This window comes from Mucilaginibacter sp., assembly GCF_028288185.1.
Lineage (GTDB): Bacteria > Bacteroidota > Bacteroidia > Sphingobacteriales > Sphingobacteriaceae > Mucilaginibacter.
This window is the reverse complement of record NZ_JAQBOF010000015.1, coordinates 1-15,833: the sequence shown is the minus strand read 5'-3', so window position 1 is coordinate 15,833 and position 15,833 is coordinate 1. Positions and strand designations below refer to the sequence as shown.

At 41.0% G+C, this 15,833-nt stretch carries 10 protein-coding genes; 1 reads left to right on the top strand and 9 read right to left on the bottom strand.

The features are described 5' to 3' along the window. Nucleotides 1-12: 12 nt before the first annotated feature. From JWQ34_RS06900 to JWQ34_RS06890, 3 genes are all read right to left on the bottom strand, one after another. Nucleotides 13-2,547 (bottom strand): ATP-dependent Clp protease ATP-binding subunit, encoded by a 2,535-nt coding sequence (locus JWQ34_RS06900; RefSeq protein ID WP_299355835.1) that lies wholly within the window; start codon nt 2,545-2,547, stop codon nt 13-15. A 398-nt stretch (nt 2,548-2,945) separates the two neighbouring features. Further along, nucleotides 2,946-5,789: an outer membrane beta-barrel protein gene (locus JWQ34_RS06895; protein ID WP_299355833.1), complete on the bottom strand. Its 2,844-nt coding sequence runs from the start codon at nt 5,787-5,789 to the stop codon at nt 2,946-2,948. Between the two features lie 52 nt (nt 5,790-5,841). Beyond that, on the bottom strand, nt 5,842-7,134 hold the full coding sequence (locus tag JWQ34_RS06890) for a 6-bladed beta-propeller (protein WP_299355831.1): 1,293 nt from the start codon (nt 7,132-7,134) through the stop codon (nt 5,842-5,844). A 324-nt stretch (nt 7,135-7,458) separates the two neighbouring features. Here JWQ34_RS06890 and ettA point away from each other — a divergent pair, with 324 nt between their 5' ends. Continuing rightward, nucleotides 7,459-9,138 (top strand): energy-dependent translational throttle protein EttA, encoded by a 1,680-nt coding sequence (ettA, locus tag JWQ34_RS06885; RefSeq protein WP_299355829.1) that lies wholly within the window; start codon nt 7,459-7,461, stop codon nt 9,136-9,138. A gap of 87 nt (nt 9,139-9,225) precedes the next feature. Here the strand turns inward: ettA and JWQ34_RS06880 are convergent, their stop codons facing one another. From JWQ34_RS06880 to JWQ34_RS06855, 6 genes are all read right to left on the bottom strand, one after another. Continuing rightward, nucleotides 9,226-9,384 (bottom strand): hypothetical protein, encoded by a 159-nt coding sequence (locus JWQ34_RS06880; RefSeq protein WP_299355827.1) that lies wholly within the window; start codon nt 9,382-9,384, stop codon nt 9,226-9,228. 66 nt (nt 9,385-9,450) lie between these two features. Further along, nucleotides 9,451-9,960 (bottom strand): phosphoribosyltransferase family protein, encoded by a 510-nt coding sequence (locus tag JWQ34_RS06875; RefSeq protein ID WP_299355825.1) that lies wholly within the window; start codon nt 9,958-9,960, stop codon nt 9,451-9,453. Between the two features lie 30 nt (nt 9,961-9,990). Then, nucleotides 9,991-10,386, bottom strand: a complete 396-nt coding sequence (locus tag JWQ34_RS06870) for a hypothetical protein (RefSeq protein ID WP_299355823.1) — start codon at nt 10,384-10,386, stop codon at nt 9,991-9,993. A 29-nt stretch (nt 10,387-10,415) separates the two neighbouring features. Then, nucleotides 10,416-11,822 (bottom strand): 23S rRNA (uracil(1939)-C(5))-methyltransferase RlmD, encoded by a 1,407-nt coding sequence (gene rlmD, locus JWQ34_RS06865; RefSeq protein ID WP_299355821.1) that lies wholly within the window; start codon nt 11,820-11,822, stop codon nt 10,416-10,418. Nucleotides 11,823-11,944: 122 nt separating this feature from the next. Next, the gene (locus JWQ34_RS06860; RefSeq protein WP_299355819.1) at nt 11,945-14,155 is read right to left on the bottom strand and encodes a putative Ig domain-containing protein; all 2,211 of its coding nucleotides are present in this window, start codon (nt 14,153-14,155) and stop codon (nt 11,945-11,947) included. A gap of 218 nt (nt 14,156-14,373) precedes the next feature. Continuing rightward, on the bottom strand, nt 14,374-15,833 hold a 1,460-nt coding region (locus tag JWQ34_RS06855), incomplete at its 5' end, for a carboxypeptidase-like regulatory domain-containing protein (RefSeq protein WP_299355817.1).

The following is a 15,833-nucleotide window of genomic DNA, read 5'->3' as shown; positions in this document are numbered from 1 at the left end:
TTTATATTAATCTTAATTCTGTTCTTCCTGCTTTGGCTTTTTATTAGAAACTTTTTTAGGAGATATTTTAATCTCATCAGCTTCTTTATCATAATCAACCAGCATGGTATCACCTTCGTTCAGTTCGCCTTTTAATATTTCTTCGGCAATTGGGTCCTCCAAATATTTTTGGATAGCACGTTTTAACGGGCGTGCACCAAATTGCGAATCGTATCCTTTATCAGCAATAAACTTTTTAGCTACCTCAGTTAATTCAATTTTATAACCTAAGCTATTAACACGGCCAAATAAAGCGGCTAACTCAATATCAATGATTTTAAATATTTCTTCCTCGCCTAACGAGTTAAACACAATCACATCATCAATACGGTTCAAAAACTCAGGAGCGAAAGCACGTTTTAAAGCGTTTTCAATCACACCTCTTGAGTGCGAATCAGCCTGGGTACTTTTGGCATTTGTAGTAAAGCCTACACCTTGTCCAAAATCTTTCAATTGGCGTGCACCAATGTTTGATGTCATGATGATGATAGCATTCCTGAAATCAACCTTACGGCCCAATGAATCAGTTAACTGCCCTTCATCCAACACTTGCAATAAGATGTTAAATACATCAGGGTGAGCTTTTTCTATTTCATCCAGCAATACTACAGCGTATGGTTTACGGCGTACTTTTTCTGTTAATTGTCCGCCTTCTTCATACCCTACATAGCCCGGAGGCGCTCCCACTAAACGTGACACAGCGAATTTTTCCATGTACTCGCTCATATCAATTTGTATCAGCGCGTCCTCAGTATCAAACATAAAACGGGCAAGCTCTTTGGCTAACTCTGTTTTACCAACACCTGTAGGGCCTAAGAATATGAATGAGCCAATTGGTTTTTTAGGATCTTTCAAGCCGGCACGGGTCCTCTGGATTGCGCGGGTAAGTTTTTTAACCGCATCATCCTGGCCAATAATTTTTTCACCTATCTTTTCAGACATGTGAAGCAATTTCTGGCTATCAGCCTGGCCAACCTTCTGTACCGGGATACCGGTCATCATTGATACAACCTCGGCAACATTATCTTCGGTTACGGTGTAACGTTTTGATTTTGTTTCGGCTTCCCAGGCAGACTTAGCTGTCTCCAATTCCTCTAACAAATGTTTTTCAGTATCGCGTAGTTTTGCTGCTTCTTCGTATTTCTGGCTGCGTACTACTTTATTCTTTTCAACTTTTATCAGCTCAATTTTATTCTCGATATCCAATATCTCTTGCGGAACGTGGATATTAGTTAAGTGAACGCGCGAGCCTGATTCGTCTAAAGCGTCAATAGCTTTATCCGGTAAAAAGCGGTCGGTGATATATCTTGTAGTTAAAGTAACACAAGCTTGTATAGCTTCATCAGTATACGTTACGCCGTGATGCTCTTCGTATTTATCTTTAATACGGGTTAATATCTCAACAGTTTCGTCTGGTGTAGCAGGCTCAACCATTACTTTTTGGAAACGACGATCTAAAGCGCCATCTTTCTCTATAAACTGGCGATACTCATCAAGCGTGGTAGCACCAATACATTGGATCTCGCCCCTTGCTAAAGCCGGTTTAAACATGTTTGACGCGTCAAGCGAACCTGAAGCACCACCTGCACCAACTATGGTATGGATCTCGTCAATAAACAAAATAACATCCGGTGATTTTTCCAGCTCGTTCATCACGGCTTTCATACGCTCTTCAAACTGACCACGGTATTTGGTACCTGCAACTAATGATGCCAAATCTAACGTAACCACACGTTTGTTAAACAATACACGCGATACTTTACGCTGTACTATACGTAACGCCAAACCTTCGGCAATGGCAGATTTACCAACACCAGGCTCACCAATTAAAATAGGGTTGTTCTTTTTACGACGTGATAGAATTTGCGATACACGCTCTATCTCTTTCTCGCGACCAACAATAGGGTCTAATTTACCATCCTCTGCAGCACGGGTTAAATCGCGGCCAAAGTTGTCTAATACCGGTGTTTTTGATTTAATGTCTGATACCTTTTTAGGCTGATTAAATGCTTCCTCGTCTTTAAAATCATCCTCACCGCCGGTTGATGAGCCGGGCATCTCGTCAGTTATATTGTTTTTATGCGATTCTACCTCGCTTTTAAACACTTCATAATTAACATTAAACTGCATTAGTATTTGTGATGCTATATTATCTTCATCGCGCAAAATAGATAGCAATAAATGCTCGGTACCTATTACATCGCTTTTAAATATTTTTGCTTCAAGGTAAGTTATCTTCAATACTTTTTCGGCTTGTTTGGTTAATGGTATGCTGCCAATATGTACATTAGTTCCTATAGTTCCTTTCACAGCGTCTTCCACAGAACGACGCAATCTTGCTGTATCAACCGCCAGTTCTCTTAGCAGTTTTATAGCTACGCCGTCTCCGTCACGGATAAGGCCAAGTAAAAGGTGTTCTGTACCAATATAGTCGTGTCCAAGGCGTAATGCCTCTTCCCTGCTGTATTGTATTACATCCTTAACCCGTGGTGAAAATTTTGCTTCCATATATACTCTTATTATACGTCCTAATATATCAATTAGTTGCTATAGTTAGAATGTGTTGTTTCTTAACTTATCAACAATATTGTTGCCAACTTTTACGCTAAACAATAAACAGACACTATTATGATGTGCAATCTATTAAAAGTTAAACTTTATGCAACATTTATCAGCAAAAATTAACGTGTTATGACTAATTTTTACTTTGATAACGTGATTAACTATCTATTTGATATACGTAACGGGTAATAGTTTAGTTGATTAAGGAATGAAATTTAACAACTGTGGAAAAAAAGGCAGTTGAAACATACAATTGTGACATTACGGCACGCTTTATATTAGTTCGCGGTTAGGAGTTGGCAGTGGGCACTTCAACCTGCCAACTTCTAACTGCAAACTTTAGCTTACTTCTTCAAACCAAATTTTCTCGGGTAATAAGCCAGTGTCAGCATAAAATATTGTTGTAAAACATTAGCTGTGCTTGTAGTTATACTGTTACTGTTTGCGTAGTTATAAATAGATCTGTTTTGATGCAATATATCCAGTGCAGAAAGTTTGATCTCGGCCTCTGCCCCTTTTAGGAAGCGGTAACCCACATCGGCATTCCAGATGGTGTAGTAAACATTATTGGCAACGGCTGATGATTTGCTGTTATTAAAGTTTACCCGCGTATTAAAGAATATACTTTTAGGGAACGCGAAAGCAAAACCAAAATTGGTTGTCCAGTTATAGTAAGTAGATTGGCTCAGCCTGCCCTGGTTGGTTTTGTTACCAGAGAAATACTCGCCCGCGCCAGCCGACCAAAGCGATTGGTAATTGTATAACAACACGTATGATGCGCTAACACCTGTGGTATGTGTTTGATAAGTTTGACCGTTTACGCTTGTCAGGTAGTCTGAATAATTTAACCCGGAATTGCCGGTGATATTAAACTGCTGTTCTTTTATTTTATAGGATTTGTGGATAGAACCGTTATAATTAATTGATTTCCTGTCGCCCAGGTTAATAACTGTACGTATATAACGGCCCAACGCGTCATAGTTGGTGCTGTCGGTCATGTTTCTTTTAACTAAACTGGCCGATATGCTGGCATTACCGTTTATGGCGTTTTTACCACCTTGCTGGTAATAATTGTAGTAGAAATTTAAATTGTGTTCATAGGCCGGCTGCAAATTAGGATTACCCAGGCTTATGCTATAAACATTGGCGTTATCATTTAGCGGTGTTAACTGGCTAACGGTTGGAAAATGCACAGTAGTATTATAATTCAGGGAGTACTGGCTTGTGTAATCGCCGTACTGATCATTATAAAAACTAAAGCTGGCTGTTGGGATAAAATAATGATACGTACGATCCAGGTTTTGGAAAGACTGCAATGCCGAATTTCTTTGCATATAGACCTGCCCCTGCGCGCTAACAGATGCTGACCATGATTTATAAAACCTGTTATCCAAACCCTTGTAATGATTTTTATTGAAACTTATCGATGGCTTTTCGTCAATGGTTTTGTAGTGGCTAATGTTGGTTAACCCTGCATTTGGGGTATAGCTTGCGCCAGCGGCAGCCAGGTCGCCCACATTGTTGTCTTCATGATAATCCCTAATATCAAGGCTATTTTTAAAATCCATGGTAATAATAGGCTGGCTGAATTTTCTAAAATAGCTGCCAATGTCTCTAAATGTGGCGTTGATTGTATGTGTATTGCTATTAAAATCTGTTAAATACTGCCTGTTAAAGTATTTGTTCTGTGTTGCATCGGTGGCTGTAAAATCAGTGATGTTTTTGCTATTACGCGTCCCGTCTTCTAAACTAAAAGCGTAATTCAAATCCATGTTTAATGATTTGTACTTATGCTTTCCATTATCAAAAAATCTATTGGTGCTAAGTGACGCGTACCCTTTGGCGCTTGTTTGTGACGATGAAGCCGTTTGCTGCGCCAGGTTGTGGGTTTTCTGCGATGTCAAATCATTAACAGAAGCCTGATCTTGTGTATTTAACGAATTGTTTCTGCTATCGTTGAAATTAAATGATGACGATATTGAATAGTGCTCAAATCTTTTATCATAGTTTGCACTTCCTCTGTCGCTAAAATTATCGCCCACGCTGGTGCCGTGTGACGTTTGATCAAGATTACCATTAGCACCTAGTGAAACCTTTGTCCTACTATCGGCGATGGTATTGTTTGAAGCATCATTTAAAAAGAACTCACCTTTTAATAAATTGGTTTTATAATAAGCAGGCCTGGTATCGGCATCGCTGCTAAAATCATGCGAAGCGGTAAAGCCCCCGCCTTTAAAAACATTCTGGCCCTGGCGGGTAAAATCGCTATGATAATCATTATTTATGCCTTCGCCTTTAAAAGAGTTAAAGCCCATTAAGGTATTTACATCATTTGCGGATTTATTTACGTTATTATACGCACCAACTATATTGGCCTGCGTTTTAGGCGAATAATAGGTTATCATTCCATCGCCGGCATAATGTTTTTGCGTACCCAGGCCTACACCAAACTTGCCAAAAAATCCATCCTTTCTGTTTTTTTTAAGTACAATGTTCATCTCTGTTGGCGGGGCTATGTTATTCTTGTCGTCCCGGTTTTGATAAACCTGTATTTTTTGCACTGCATTTTTTGGAATATTTTGCAGTGCTATTTTATTATCGCCGCCAAAAAAGTCTTTACCCTCAACCAATAGCCTGCTAATTTTGCGGCCATTAACAGTAATTACGCCATCGGCCCAAACGGTAACACCTGGCAGTTTACGCAGCAAGTCTTCTACTACGGCATTGGTATCCAGTTTAAATGCGCTGGCGTTAAACTCCAATGTATCGCCATGCATTTGCATTGGTGGCGCGGCGGCGGCTATGGTAACCTCTTTAAGCGAGAGGTCTATGCGGTCTATATTAAGAACCTTCAAATCAATAGTTTTTGTTTTTGGCGATATGATAAAATCTTTTTTTGCTGATATGTAGCCCACATGGGTAGCTATAACGCGCAACGGGATACCAACCGGAACCTGCTTAAATTGATACCTGCCAAAATTGTTAGTTAACTGATAGTTTACCAACTCATTACCCGCTACTTTATAAATAGCCATAGTGGCAGATTGCATAATATAATTATGTACACTATCTCTTAAAATGCCGGTGACCGCGCCTGTACCTATGGAATCTTTTTTTTGTGCAAACGCGGCATTACCTGCAAGGGCAATTACCATGAAAGCCAGGATCAACTTAAATTTTATCTTCACGTTAACTGTATTAGTTGGTTAGGTTTTGGTTTATTAGATGGAGGGGGATGATCTACAGATCATTCTTTAGTTTAAGTTGAATTATGCAAGGGTTATCTTTACGGTTACCCTTTTTAAAATACTGGGTTAAAACAGGGTTATAGTGTAAATTTCTAACATCTTTGTTATCCTTATTCTGTTCATAAGCTGTAAATGTAGCTAATGATGATACTGCGGTATAAAGGTAACCGCCGGTATTGGTTAGCATACCTGCAAAGTTCCAGTTATCTTCAGAGATGGGTAAATAAAATGATTTTTCATCGGGTTGGATATGTTTATAAGCTATTAAATTGCCCGATTTTAAGTTGTATATGAGGTTATCCTCTTTAGTAGTTCCATAAATGCTTGCCTTAAAAAATAGGTTATCGCCCGATTGGAAAACATTGGTAAGGCTAAAAATTGCGTCACGATGTTTTTCAATATATTCTATCCGTTTCTCCTTATAAATTGGGTTAACAGAAAAATCTATCGGCAACGATGCGTACAACGGGAATATCAGTTGATAAGCATACTTTATAGTGTTTGGCGTTATGGTAAAAATACTGTAATTGTAAGCTTTAGAGTAAAAAAACACGGTATCAATACCGGCATTGGTTATGTTTTGGGTGCTATTACCTGCATACAATATTTCATTACCCAATTTGCTTTCGGCTTTTTTAAATGGCAAACCGTGTGCGTAAACCTTGTGTTTATTGTCGGCGTACAGTATCAATGATTTAGAGAAGGTTTTGTAGTACTTATCTGTACTATCCATCTCATTATAATAATAAGTCCCTATCGCCTTGTCTGGCGCGAAATAGATTAGATTATCACTGTTAATCTCATCCTTAGCGGTTTCGCCGCCAAGTTTTGTTGTTTTAATTACTTTTCCGTCATAATCGCAAGTGGTCATGTTTTTATACCCATCGCGGCTAAATGTTATCTGTTTGGTAAATTTATTAATGGCAAAATCGTAGATCATGTTTTTGCCCTCGGTGCTTTTTATTTTAGCATGAAACTTACCTGTTTTGGTGAAAATAAGTATGCAATGGGTATTATGATCCAGTATAATAAAGTAATCATCGGTGACTTCCAGCTTGCCTATGCTGCCAAAAAGGCTTTCATCGGTAGTTTCAAGCGGGATATAATTAACCTCGGCAAAAACATCAGATACATTACCTCCGCTGGCATTTGACGGATCGACCCGTAAGGTCATGACATGACTGGAGTCAACTTTAATAACTTTTTGGGCTAAAACAGAAGTGGCTGTTATTATAAGCAAACAGCAGGATATAATTAGTTTATTAACTATAACTGGTAGACGCATGTGACAATGTGATAAGTTAGGGATTGGTTTTCCTTCTCCAATGATAAATAAATAATATTAAATCAAAGATTTATGTCCTGTTAAAAAGAGTTAAACTCCCTTCTATTGCTATAAGTTTGGTTTGTAATAGTATGACAATGTACACTAACAAACAAGCCTAACGAACAATGAATTAGTATCTGGCAGTTGCGGTTTAGAATTTGGCTCATTTGTTGGCATAAACACGCTAATGGTTTGCACTTGGCTTTCTTATTGCTCATATTTGCACCGATATTTACCTATCAGTAAATAATTCAATAATTCACTCAATCACTCATTAAACACGTGGCAGACGAGAAGATCATATTTTCAATGGCCGGGGTTAGTAAAGTATATCCCCCGCAAAAAACAGTATTAAAAAACATTTACCTCAGCTTTTTTTATGGCGCTAAAATTGGCGTTATAGGTTTAAACGGTTCGGGTAAATCGTCCCTGCTAAAAATTATTGCAGGCATTGATAAAACCAATATTGGCGAAGTGGTATTTTCGCCGGGATATACCGTTGGCTACTTAAGCCAGGAGCCCGAGCTTGACCCTAATAAAACCGTACGCGAAATTGTAGAAGAAGGCGTAAGCGAAACTACCGCCCTGCTTAAAGAATACGAAGAGATAAACGAGAAGTTTGGCCTGGAAGAGTATTATGGCGATGCCGATAAAATGGATAAGCTGATGGCCCGCCAGGGCGAACTGCAAGACCAGATAGATGCCGTAAACGCCTGGGAACTGGATACCAAACTGGAGCGGGCCATGGATGCCTTGCGCTGCCCCGAGCCTGATACCAAAATATCGGTACTATCGGGTGGCGAGCGCCGCCGTGTGGCTTTGTGCCGCTTGTTGTTAAAAGAACCTGATGTTTTATTGTTGGATGAGCCTACCAACCACTTAGATGCCGAATCTATTGACTGGCTGGAGCAATACTTAAAACAATACAAAGGAACCGTTATAGCTGTAACCCACGATAGATACTTCTTGGACAATGTTGCCGGCTGGATCTTAGAACTTGACCGCGGCGAAGGTTTACCATGGAAAGGCAACTATTCTTCATGGTTGGACCAAAAATCAAAACGCTTAGCACAAGAAGATAAAACCGAAGGTAAGCGTCAAAAAGCGTTAGAGCGTGAGTTGGAGTGGGTGCGCATGGGGCCAAAGGGCCGCCACACCAAATCAAAGGCACGTTTATCAAATTATGATAAATTAGCGTCCGAAGAAACAAAAGAACGCGAAGAAAAACTGGAGCTGTTTATTCCGCCCGGCCCGCGTTTGGGTAATGTGGTTATTGAGGCCAACGGCGTAAGCAAAAGCTATGGTGATAAGTTATTGTTTGATAACCTGAATTTCTCACTACCACCTGCCGGAATTGTCGGCATTATCGGGCCAAACGGTGCGGGTAAAACTACCCTGTTCCGCTTAATTACCGGGCAGGAAACTGCCGACTCGGGCACGTTCCGCGTAGGCGAAACTGTCGCATTGGGTTATGTTGACCAAATGCATGATGACCTTGACCCTAATAAATCTGTTTGGGAAAACGTAACCGGCGGACTTGAAACCATTATGGTAGGCAATCGTCCCTTAAATTCGCGGGCTTATGTATCGCGTTTTAACTTTAACGGGGCAGATCAGCAGAAAAAAGTAGGTGTACTATCGGGTGGCGAGCGTAACCGCGTGCATTTATCTATCACCCTAAAAAAAGGCAGTAACGTATTGCTGTTGGATGAGCCTACTAATGATATTGACGTTAATACCTTACGTGCATTAGAAGAAGCACTGGAAAACTTTGGCGGCTGCGCGGTAATCATCAGTCACGACAGGTGGTTTTTAGACCGGATATGTACGCATATATTAGCGTTTGAAGGCAACTCGCAGGTTTACTTCTTCGAGGGCAACTACTCTGATTATGAAGAAAATCGCAAGAAACGTTTAGGCGATGTGGGGCCGAAGAGGATAAAGTATAAGAAGTTGACTTAGCCCCCTCTAAATTTCCCCCGGTAGGGGAGACTTTTTAAAAAAGGCAGCTTTGACAACTTTTAAAAAGTTGTCAAAGCTTTAAGGCTATTAACCATTTCTCAATCTTTCCCAAAATATTTCAGAAGAAACTACACGCCCTTCTTCGACATCTTTTATCCCTTCATTAATATTTTGCTTTTGATATTCTGAAAGTTTATCCCACCAATCAATTTCTGATCTTGAAGCATTCAAGTTTTCTTCTGACATAGATATAATATTTTTTAATAGGATATATAAAGTCTCCCCTACCGGGGGAGATTTAGAGGGGGCTAATTACCTTAAATAAACCGCATCATCTTCACCATTCTCGCTCAACACTACGTCAATATGTTCTTTAATAATGGTTGATAGCGCAATGCCCGAGTAATCGGTATTAATAGGGAAACTTTTGTGATTACGATCAATCAATACAACAGTGCGTAGTTTTTTTAACGGCACATCCAAAAAAACGCCGAAACCATAGGCCAGCGACTTGCCGCTATTTAGTACATCATCTACCAAAATAACCACCTTATCGTTACACTGTTCTATATCAAAATCTATTTTGGCGTTTAGGCTGGTGCTAAAACGATCCAAATCAATAGTGAGTACTTTGCTTTTAAACGGAGCGATGTTATCCAGCACCTTTTTTAAGCGGGCAGCCAGGAAACCGCCACGCGGCAGCATACCGGCTATGATAATTTCTTTCTCATCAAAATTATCCTCCAGTATCTGGTAAGCAATCCGGGCAATCTTTTGCTGTATTTGCTGGCTGTTTAAAATGAGTAATGGTTGATCTGGCATAGCGTTGTAATTAATGTAAATATACTATCCCTACTCATACGGCACAAACACAAAGTTTGCACCTTCGGGTACTACAACAAAAACGCACATAAAATCTTTGGCGCTTTTGTAATTAGTGATGAACCTATCTTTTAGTTCAGGCTTAATTACACCTACTTCTAAAAACTCTTCCAGTGTTGAGGCGTGTATGCTCCAATCGGTATTTAGTTCAAATCGGTCCAATATCAGTTCGCCTAGTTTTATTTCATGCTGATGCGCTATGAAGATGGGGTATTTAGACAATCCCTCCACCATGATCTCAACCGCAACCTCGCGTATCGATTCACTAAACGTTTTCAGATCGCGTTGCAAACTAAGCAACGGACTATCAGCCGCAGGCTTCTGCGCCTCGCCACGGTTTTCATTAAGCAATTCTTCCGGTTCCATATATTATTCTTTTTCTTGCTTCTTGACTCTTACTTCTTGATTCTTAAAAGAACCACATTCTCCACATGCTGTGTATGCGGAAACATATCTACAGGCTGTATCTTAACCGTATCATATTTTTCTTTCAGCACCAACAGATCGCGGGCCTGGGTAGCGGCGTTGCAGCTTACATAAACTATTTTATCGGCTTCAATTTCCATCAGGCGAGCTACCACATCAGGATGCATACCCGCCCGCGGCGGATCGGTTATAATTACATCAGGTTTGCCATGTTCGGCCACAAACTCGGCAGATAGTACATCTTTCATATCACCCGCGTAAAACTTGGTGTTGGTTATGTTATTGATGGCGCTGTTTATTTTGGCGTCTTCGATAGCGCTTGGTACGTATTCTACACCCACTACTTCGCGTACATTACCAGCTACAAAGTTGGCTATGGTACCGGCACCGGTGTACAAGTCATAAACCAGCTCATCGCCTTTAAAGCCGGCAAAGTCGCGGGTTATTTCATATAGGCGCAGGGCCTGTATACTGTTAGTTTGATAAAACGATTTTGGGCCGATGCGAAACTTTATTCCATTCATTTCTTCATGGATATATTCCGGGCCTTTCCAGGCAACAACGTCCTGATCAAAAATGGTATCGTTCTTCTTTTCGTTAAGAATGTAAAGTAGCGAGGTTATCTCCGGGAAATCTGCTTCAACAAAAGCCATCAGTTTGTTTACTTCTTCTTCTGTCGGATAAGCAAAAACAACGATCACCATTAACTCGCCGGTACTGCTGGTGCGTATTATCAGGTTACGTAAAGCGCCGGTATGGTTACGGAGATCGTAATAGGTGTACCCGTTTTGCTTGGCAAATTCGTCAATACGGTTGCGGATATCGTTACTTGGATCGGCCTGCAGGTAGCAGTGGCGCACATCCAGTATTTTATCAAAACGGCCGGGGATATGAAATCCCAGCGCGTTCATGTTCAGCGCTTCGTCCTCGCGGCTCTCGCCGTCATACAACCAACGTTTGTTGCTAAAGGTAAATTCCAGTTTGTTGCGGTAATACCTATCGGCAGGCGATGGCACAATAGGCATCGTCCCATCTACCTCAATTTTAGCCAGACGGCTCAAGGCATCGCTTACTGATTTTTGTTTGAATTGCAATTGCGCGTCATACGTCATGTGCTGCCATTTACAGCCGCCGCAGGTGCCAAAATGCTCGCAGAAGGGTTCAACACGGTGTTCGCTGGCTTGTTTTAGGCCGATGATCTTAGCCTCGCCGAAGTTCTTTTTACTGCGGTAAACTTGTACATCAACCACATCGCCGGGTACGGCTTTTTCTACAAACAGCACGAAATCGTCTGCCTTGCCTACACCCTTGCCTTCTTCGGCAATATCAATAATGGTTACATCATTAAAAACCTGGTTCTTTGCTCCTCTGCTCATTGCGCGCAAAGGTAAGCGTATTTTTTAATGTGCGAAAGATGTAAAGAGTATTGAGTAGCTGGTATCAAGCAGCAAAATTTTTTGTCTTTATACTTGATACTAGCTACTTGATACTAAATAATCTATTTCTCAACCCTCAACAACAACACACCGTGCGGCGCAACTCTGCCGCTTGCTGATGTTACATTTTGCTGGCGCCAAACATCTCTGTATTTTGTATAACCTTTTAATGCCGCATCGCTTTTTGGTAAGCTGATGGTTTGATAGCTATCTGTTGTATTAAACAAGCCAATAGCTTTGCCGCCGTCTTTTAGCTCTTTAACCCAAACCTGGTAGCCATCTTTTTTAATGTATTGGCGGGCACTTTTACCTAACGCGTCCTGGTCTATGGCCAGTACTTCATCGTTGGTAAGCAGGCTTAGCGTAAATCTATCCAGATGGCCCATATCGCAGCCAATTAATAATGGCGATGCTAGTAAGCTCCACAAACTGATGTGGGTATATTGCTCATCAAAAGTAAGGCGTGTATTATGCAGGCTTGGGCCCCAGCCTACTTTGCCTACCACTAGCATATCAGGATCATTAAAATGTCCCGGACCGGCATAAGGTGCCATTTTATCCTGGTTAAAGCCAATGTTCGACATGCTGTTCCAGGTATCAGTTATATCACCTGTTGTGCGCCAGCTATTACCGCCAGCTTCTGCTCCCCAGGTCCATACGCTGCCCATACCGTATTGGCAATAGCTAAACAATATATCGCGGTTAACTTTATCCAGCGAGCTGCGCATTACCAGGTAAGGTTTTTTCATTTCTTCCAGGTTAGGGTTACGTGGGGCAATTTCGCCGTACGAGCACCAGTCGTATTTTAAATAGTCAATACCCCAGTCGCTATACGTTTGCGCATCCTGATCTTCATGCTGCCAGGTACCCAAATAGCCGCCACAAGTACGCGGACCCGGCGATGAGTAAATACCCATACGCAAACCCAAACTATGTATATAGCCCGTAAGCCCCTTCATGTCCGGGAACTTTTCGTTGGGCGTAATTTTGCCGTCATCCTGGCGTTTTGCGGCTTCCCATCCATCATCAATATTAATGTATGACCAGCCATGAACGCTTAGCCGCCCGGCCATTTCGCGGGCAGATGTACGCACTTTTTCATCGTTAACGCTAAGTCCCCAGGCGTTCCAGCTATTCCAGCCTAATGCAGGGGTTAAACCAACATTATCACCAATAGCTAACGTGAATTTTTTTGTATTGCTGCCCAGTTTGTTGCTTACTGTAAAAACAATAGGATATGATCCTTTTTGATCTACCGTACCGGTGATAATGCCGGTTGCGGCATCCAGTTTTAATCCGGCAGGTAAACCTTGAGCTTTATATTTTAAGGGAGCTTTACCCGTAGCAGGTATTAAATATAATACCGGGTGGCCGGGACGCACACCAAATATAGCAGCCCCATTTATTTTAGGTATTTTAGATACTGCCGGTGTAAGTATATAAGGCGTAGTTTCTGTTTCTGACAACTCAACACCGGTTTTCTTGTCTTTAAAAGTATAGGTAATTAAATACGATTTCTTTTTAGCTGCCGAAAAGGTAAACCACCATGAAAATGGCACGCCTGTAGTAAAATGTGCAGTATCTGTTTTCTTGCTTAAAATAACCGCGCCTGTTTCGGGGTCGGTAACTTTAAAGGATAATGTGCCCTTGTAAGGGTAATTATTACTGGTATTGATCCCTATAGATTTGCCCAGCGTATTATGTTCGCCATAGCTAAAATCGCTGCCGGTATCAAAATGTACGCCCTCCATAATATCCACCATGTGGATATTAAAATTGGTGCCATACATACCGCCGTCTCCGCCGGTATCATAAACACGCACCGCCAATACATTTACCTTATCCCATAAAAGGGCTGGGTTATTTGCCGCTATTTTATAGCTGCGCGGGCCGTAACGACTTCTTTTTATATCACTACCCTTGTGGCCGCCATATTTGCCAATAAGCGTACCGTTAAGGTAAACTTCGTCATTATCATCAATACTGCCCAGGCTAATCAGCACGCTGTCTTTTAAATAAGATTTTTCTTTTATGGATGATGGGATGATTACATGCAACCGGTACCAGCCAAAACCATCGTAGTCGGGGTGTCCTTGCTGTTCCCAGTTTTTTGATACGTTGGCAGCTTGCCAGCCGCTATCGTCAAAGCCCGGCGATGACCATTCGGGGTTATCGCCAATAGATAGTTTCCACCCTTTGGTTAACGAAATGTTTTGTGCGCCTGCTTTAAAAAACAGCGCAAGCAATAGCAAAAGAATCAGATTTTTCTTCATCAGGTTATTATTATTACTTCAGTTAATAGAATTGGTTAAATGCCCGATCATGGTAACCGGCTTTATGCCAATAAAAGTAGTAATATTTCATTAATAAATGCCAATGGGTGTAAATCCAGGGCAAATTCATTACAAGTCGCTTTATTTAAGGCGACTTGTAAAAATAAATCAGAATTTTAATGCGTTTGCCCTGATTGCAATTGTACAGCCGCCAAATTTTAATCAACCGTATATTTATAAACCTGCCTTCCCAGCTCGCCATCAGCGTTAATGCCTTCTACAACTACTTTGTAAGTGCCCGGTCCGTCGCCATTATAAAAACTAAAGCTGGTTTTGCCTGCTGCGTCAGTTTTTAAATACGGGTTCCAGTAAATGGTGCTGCGCAGATCGGGTAGTTTATCGGCGTCGCCCCTGGGCCTATCATATTTAGGCGAGTAAAACTCACGCGCTTTGTTAAAGCCTTTGGGGGTTATATTGGCCATATTTGGCGTGTAGTATCTCCTTAATTTCCCCCTATTGGTATATATTAATAAAACCGGCGTATTAGGGCCACTCAACATACTCATTAATGCCTGGTTATTGTTTACAACATCTATTTTAACAATGTCCTCAAGTGCTAATTCTCCGCCTTCAAATACACCATAAAGCTCGCTAGAACCAAGACCGCGCCCGTCAAGAATAACTCCCATTGGTACCCATTCCGGGGGAGTGGTTTTTTGCGATAATGCATAAGGGAAGCTTAAAATCATAGGCGTGGTAGCATCTGGTTGATAGGATAAAAACCTAACGTTACCGCATAACCCCTGTAGACAAATACCAAGTGTCGCGCAATGTTCAATATCTTTTAATACTACTGTTCTATCTGCATGCCCTTCGGGTATACGCAACATGCCTTGTGTAGCATATATAGGCACTACAATTTTATTTGCCTTTATCCGTACTTCTTTTAACCGTTGTACTTTATCCAGCTGGCCTGTTTTTTCGTAAAGCTCATCCTGCTTTTTGCTGTTATCAATATATGCCTGTATAGTGCCAGTTATGTTTAAGTTAACATCGGCCAGGTTACGGTTTTTGGCTATCAGCATTTTAGGGATGCTATCTAATATAAGCTTAACTTTATTACTGTTTTTTGCGGTTTGGGCTTGCACCGCAAACTTAATGCTATCCATTAAAAATATGCCTTCGAACCTAAACTTGCCGTTGGCATCTGTTTTGGTATTTTGTGTGATCTTAGCTCTTAAAGATATCAGATTAACTGTAGCGCCAGGCAATATCTTGTCGTTAAGCGTAGTTACCCTTCCCGATATATTTACACCCAATCCCTCGGCTTCAAAAACAGGTTTTGTGTTTATCGAATTATTTAATTCCTTCCATGTAAAACGGCGGTAGCCTTGCGTCATCATCAGGTTATCTAACGCTTTGTTTATTTCATCGGTTTCGTTGGCGAAATAGTAATTGGGTCTTTCTATATAACCTTTCAGGTCCGATGTCAGCAGGATATTGGTAAATATGGTATTCTCTAAACTTTCATCAACGGGTACCTTGCTTTCATCAATTACCGTCACTGAGAAGTTGCCCGGCACGCCTTTGCCTTTACTGTCTTTTGCTTCTAAATTAATGTTGATATGCTCTTTGCTTCTATAGGCGCTTTTTACTGTTTTTACATCAAGTTTCATCA

What these genes read in the sequence shown, in the direction of transcription:
- JWQ34_RS06880 (WP_299355827.1), bottom strand. Translation starts at nt 9,384, where the DNA reads ATGTCAGAAGAAAACTTGAATGCTTCAAGATCAGAAATTGATTGGTGG.
- JWQ34_RS06900 (WP_299355835.1), bottom strand. Translation starts at nt 2,547, where the DNA reads ATGGAAGCAAAATTTTCACCACGGGTTAAGGATGTAATACAATACAGC.
- JWQ34_RS06875 (WP_299355825.1), bottom strand. Translation starts at nt 9,960, where the DNA reads ATGCCAGATCAACCATTACTCATTTTAAACAGCCAGCAAATACAGCAA.
- JWQ34_RS06890 (WP_299355831.1), bottom strand. Translation starts at nt 7,134, where the DNA reads ATGCGTCTACCAGTTATAGTTAATAAACTAATTATATCCTGCTGTTTG.
- JWQ34_RS06860 (WP_299355819.1), bottom strand. Translation starts at nt 14,155, where the DNA reads ATGAAGAAAAATCTGATTCTTTTGCTATTGCTTGCGCTGTTTTTTAAA.
- rlmD (WP_299355821.1), bottom strand. Translation starts at nt 11,822, where the DNA reads ATGAGCAGAGGAGCAAAGAACCAGGTTTTTAATGATGTAACCATTATT.
- JWQ34_RS06870 (WP_299355823.1), bottom strand. Translation starts at nt 10,386, where the DNA reads ATGGAACCGGAAGAATTGCTTAATGAAAACCGTGGCGAGGCGCAGAAG.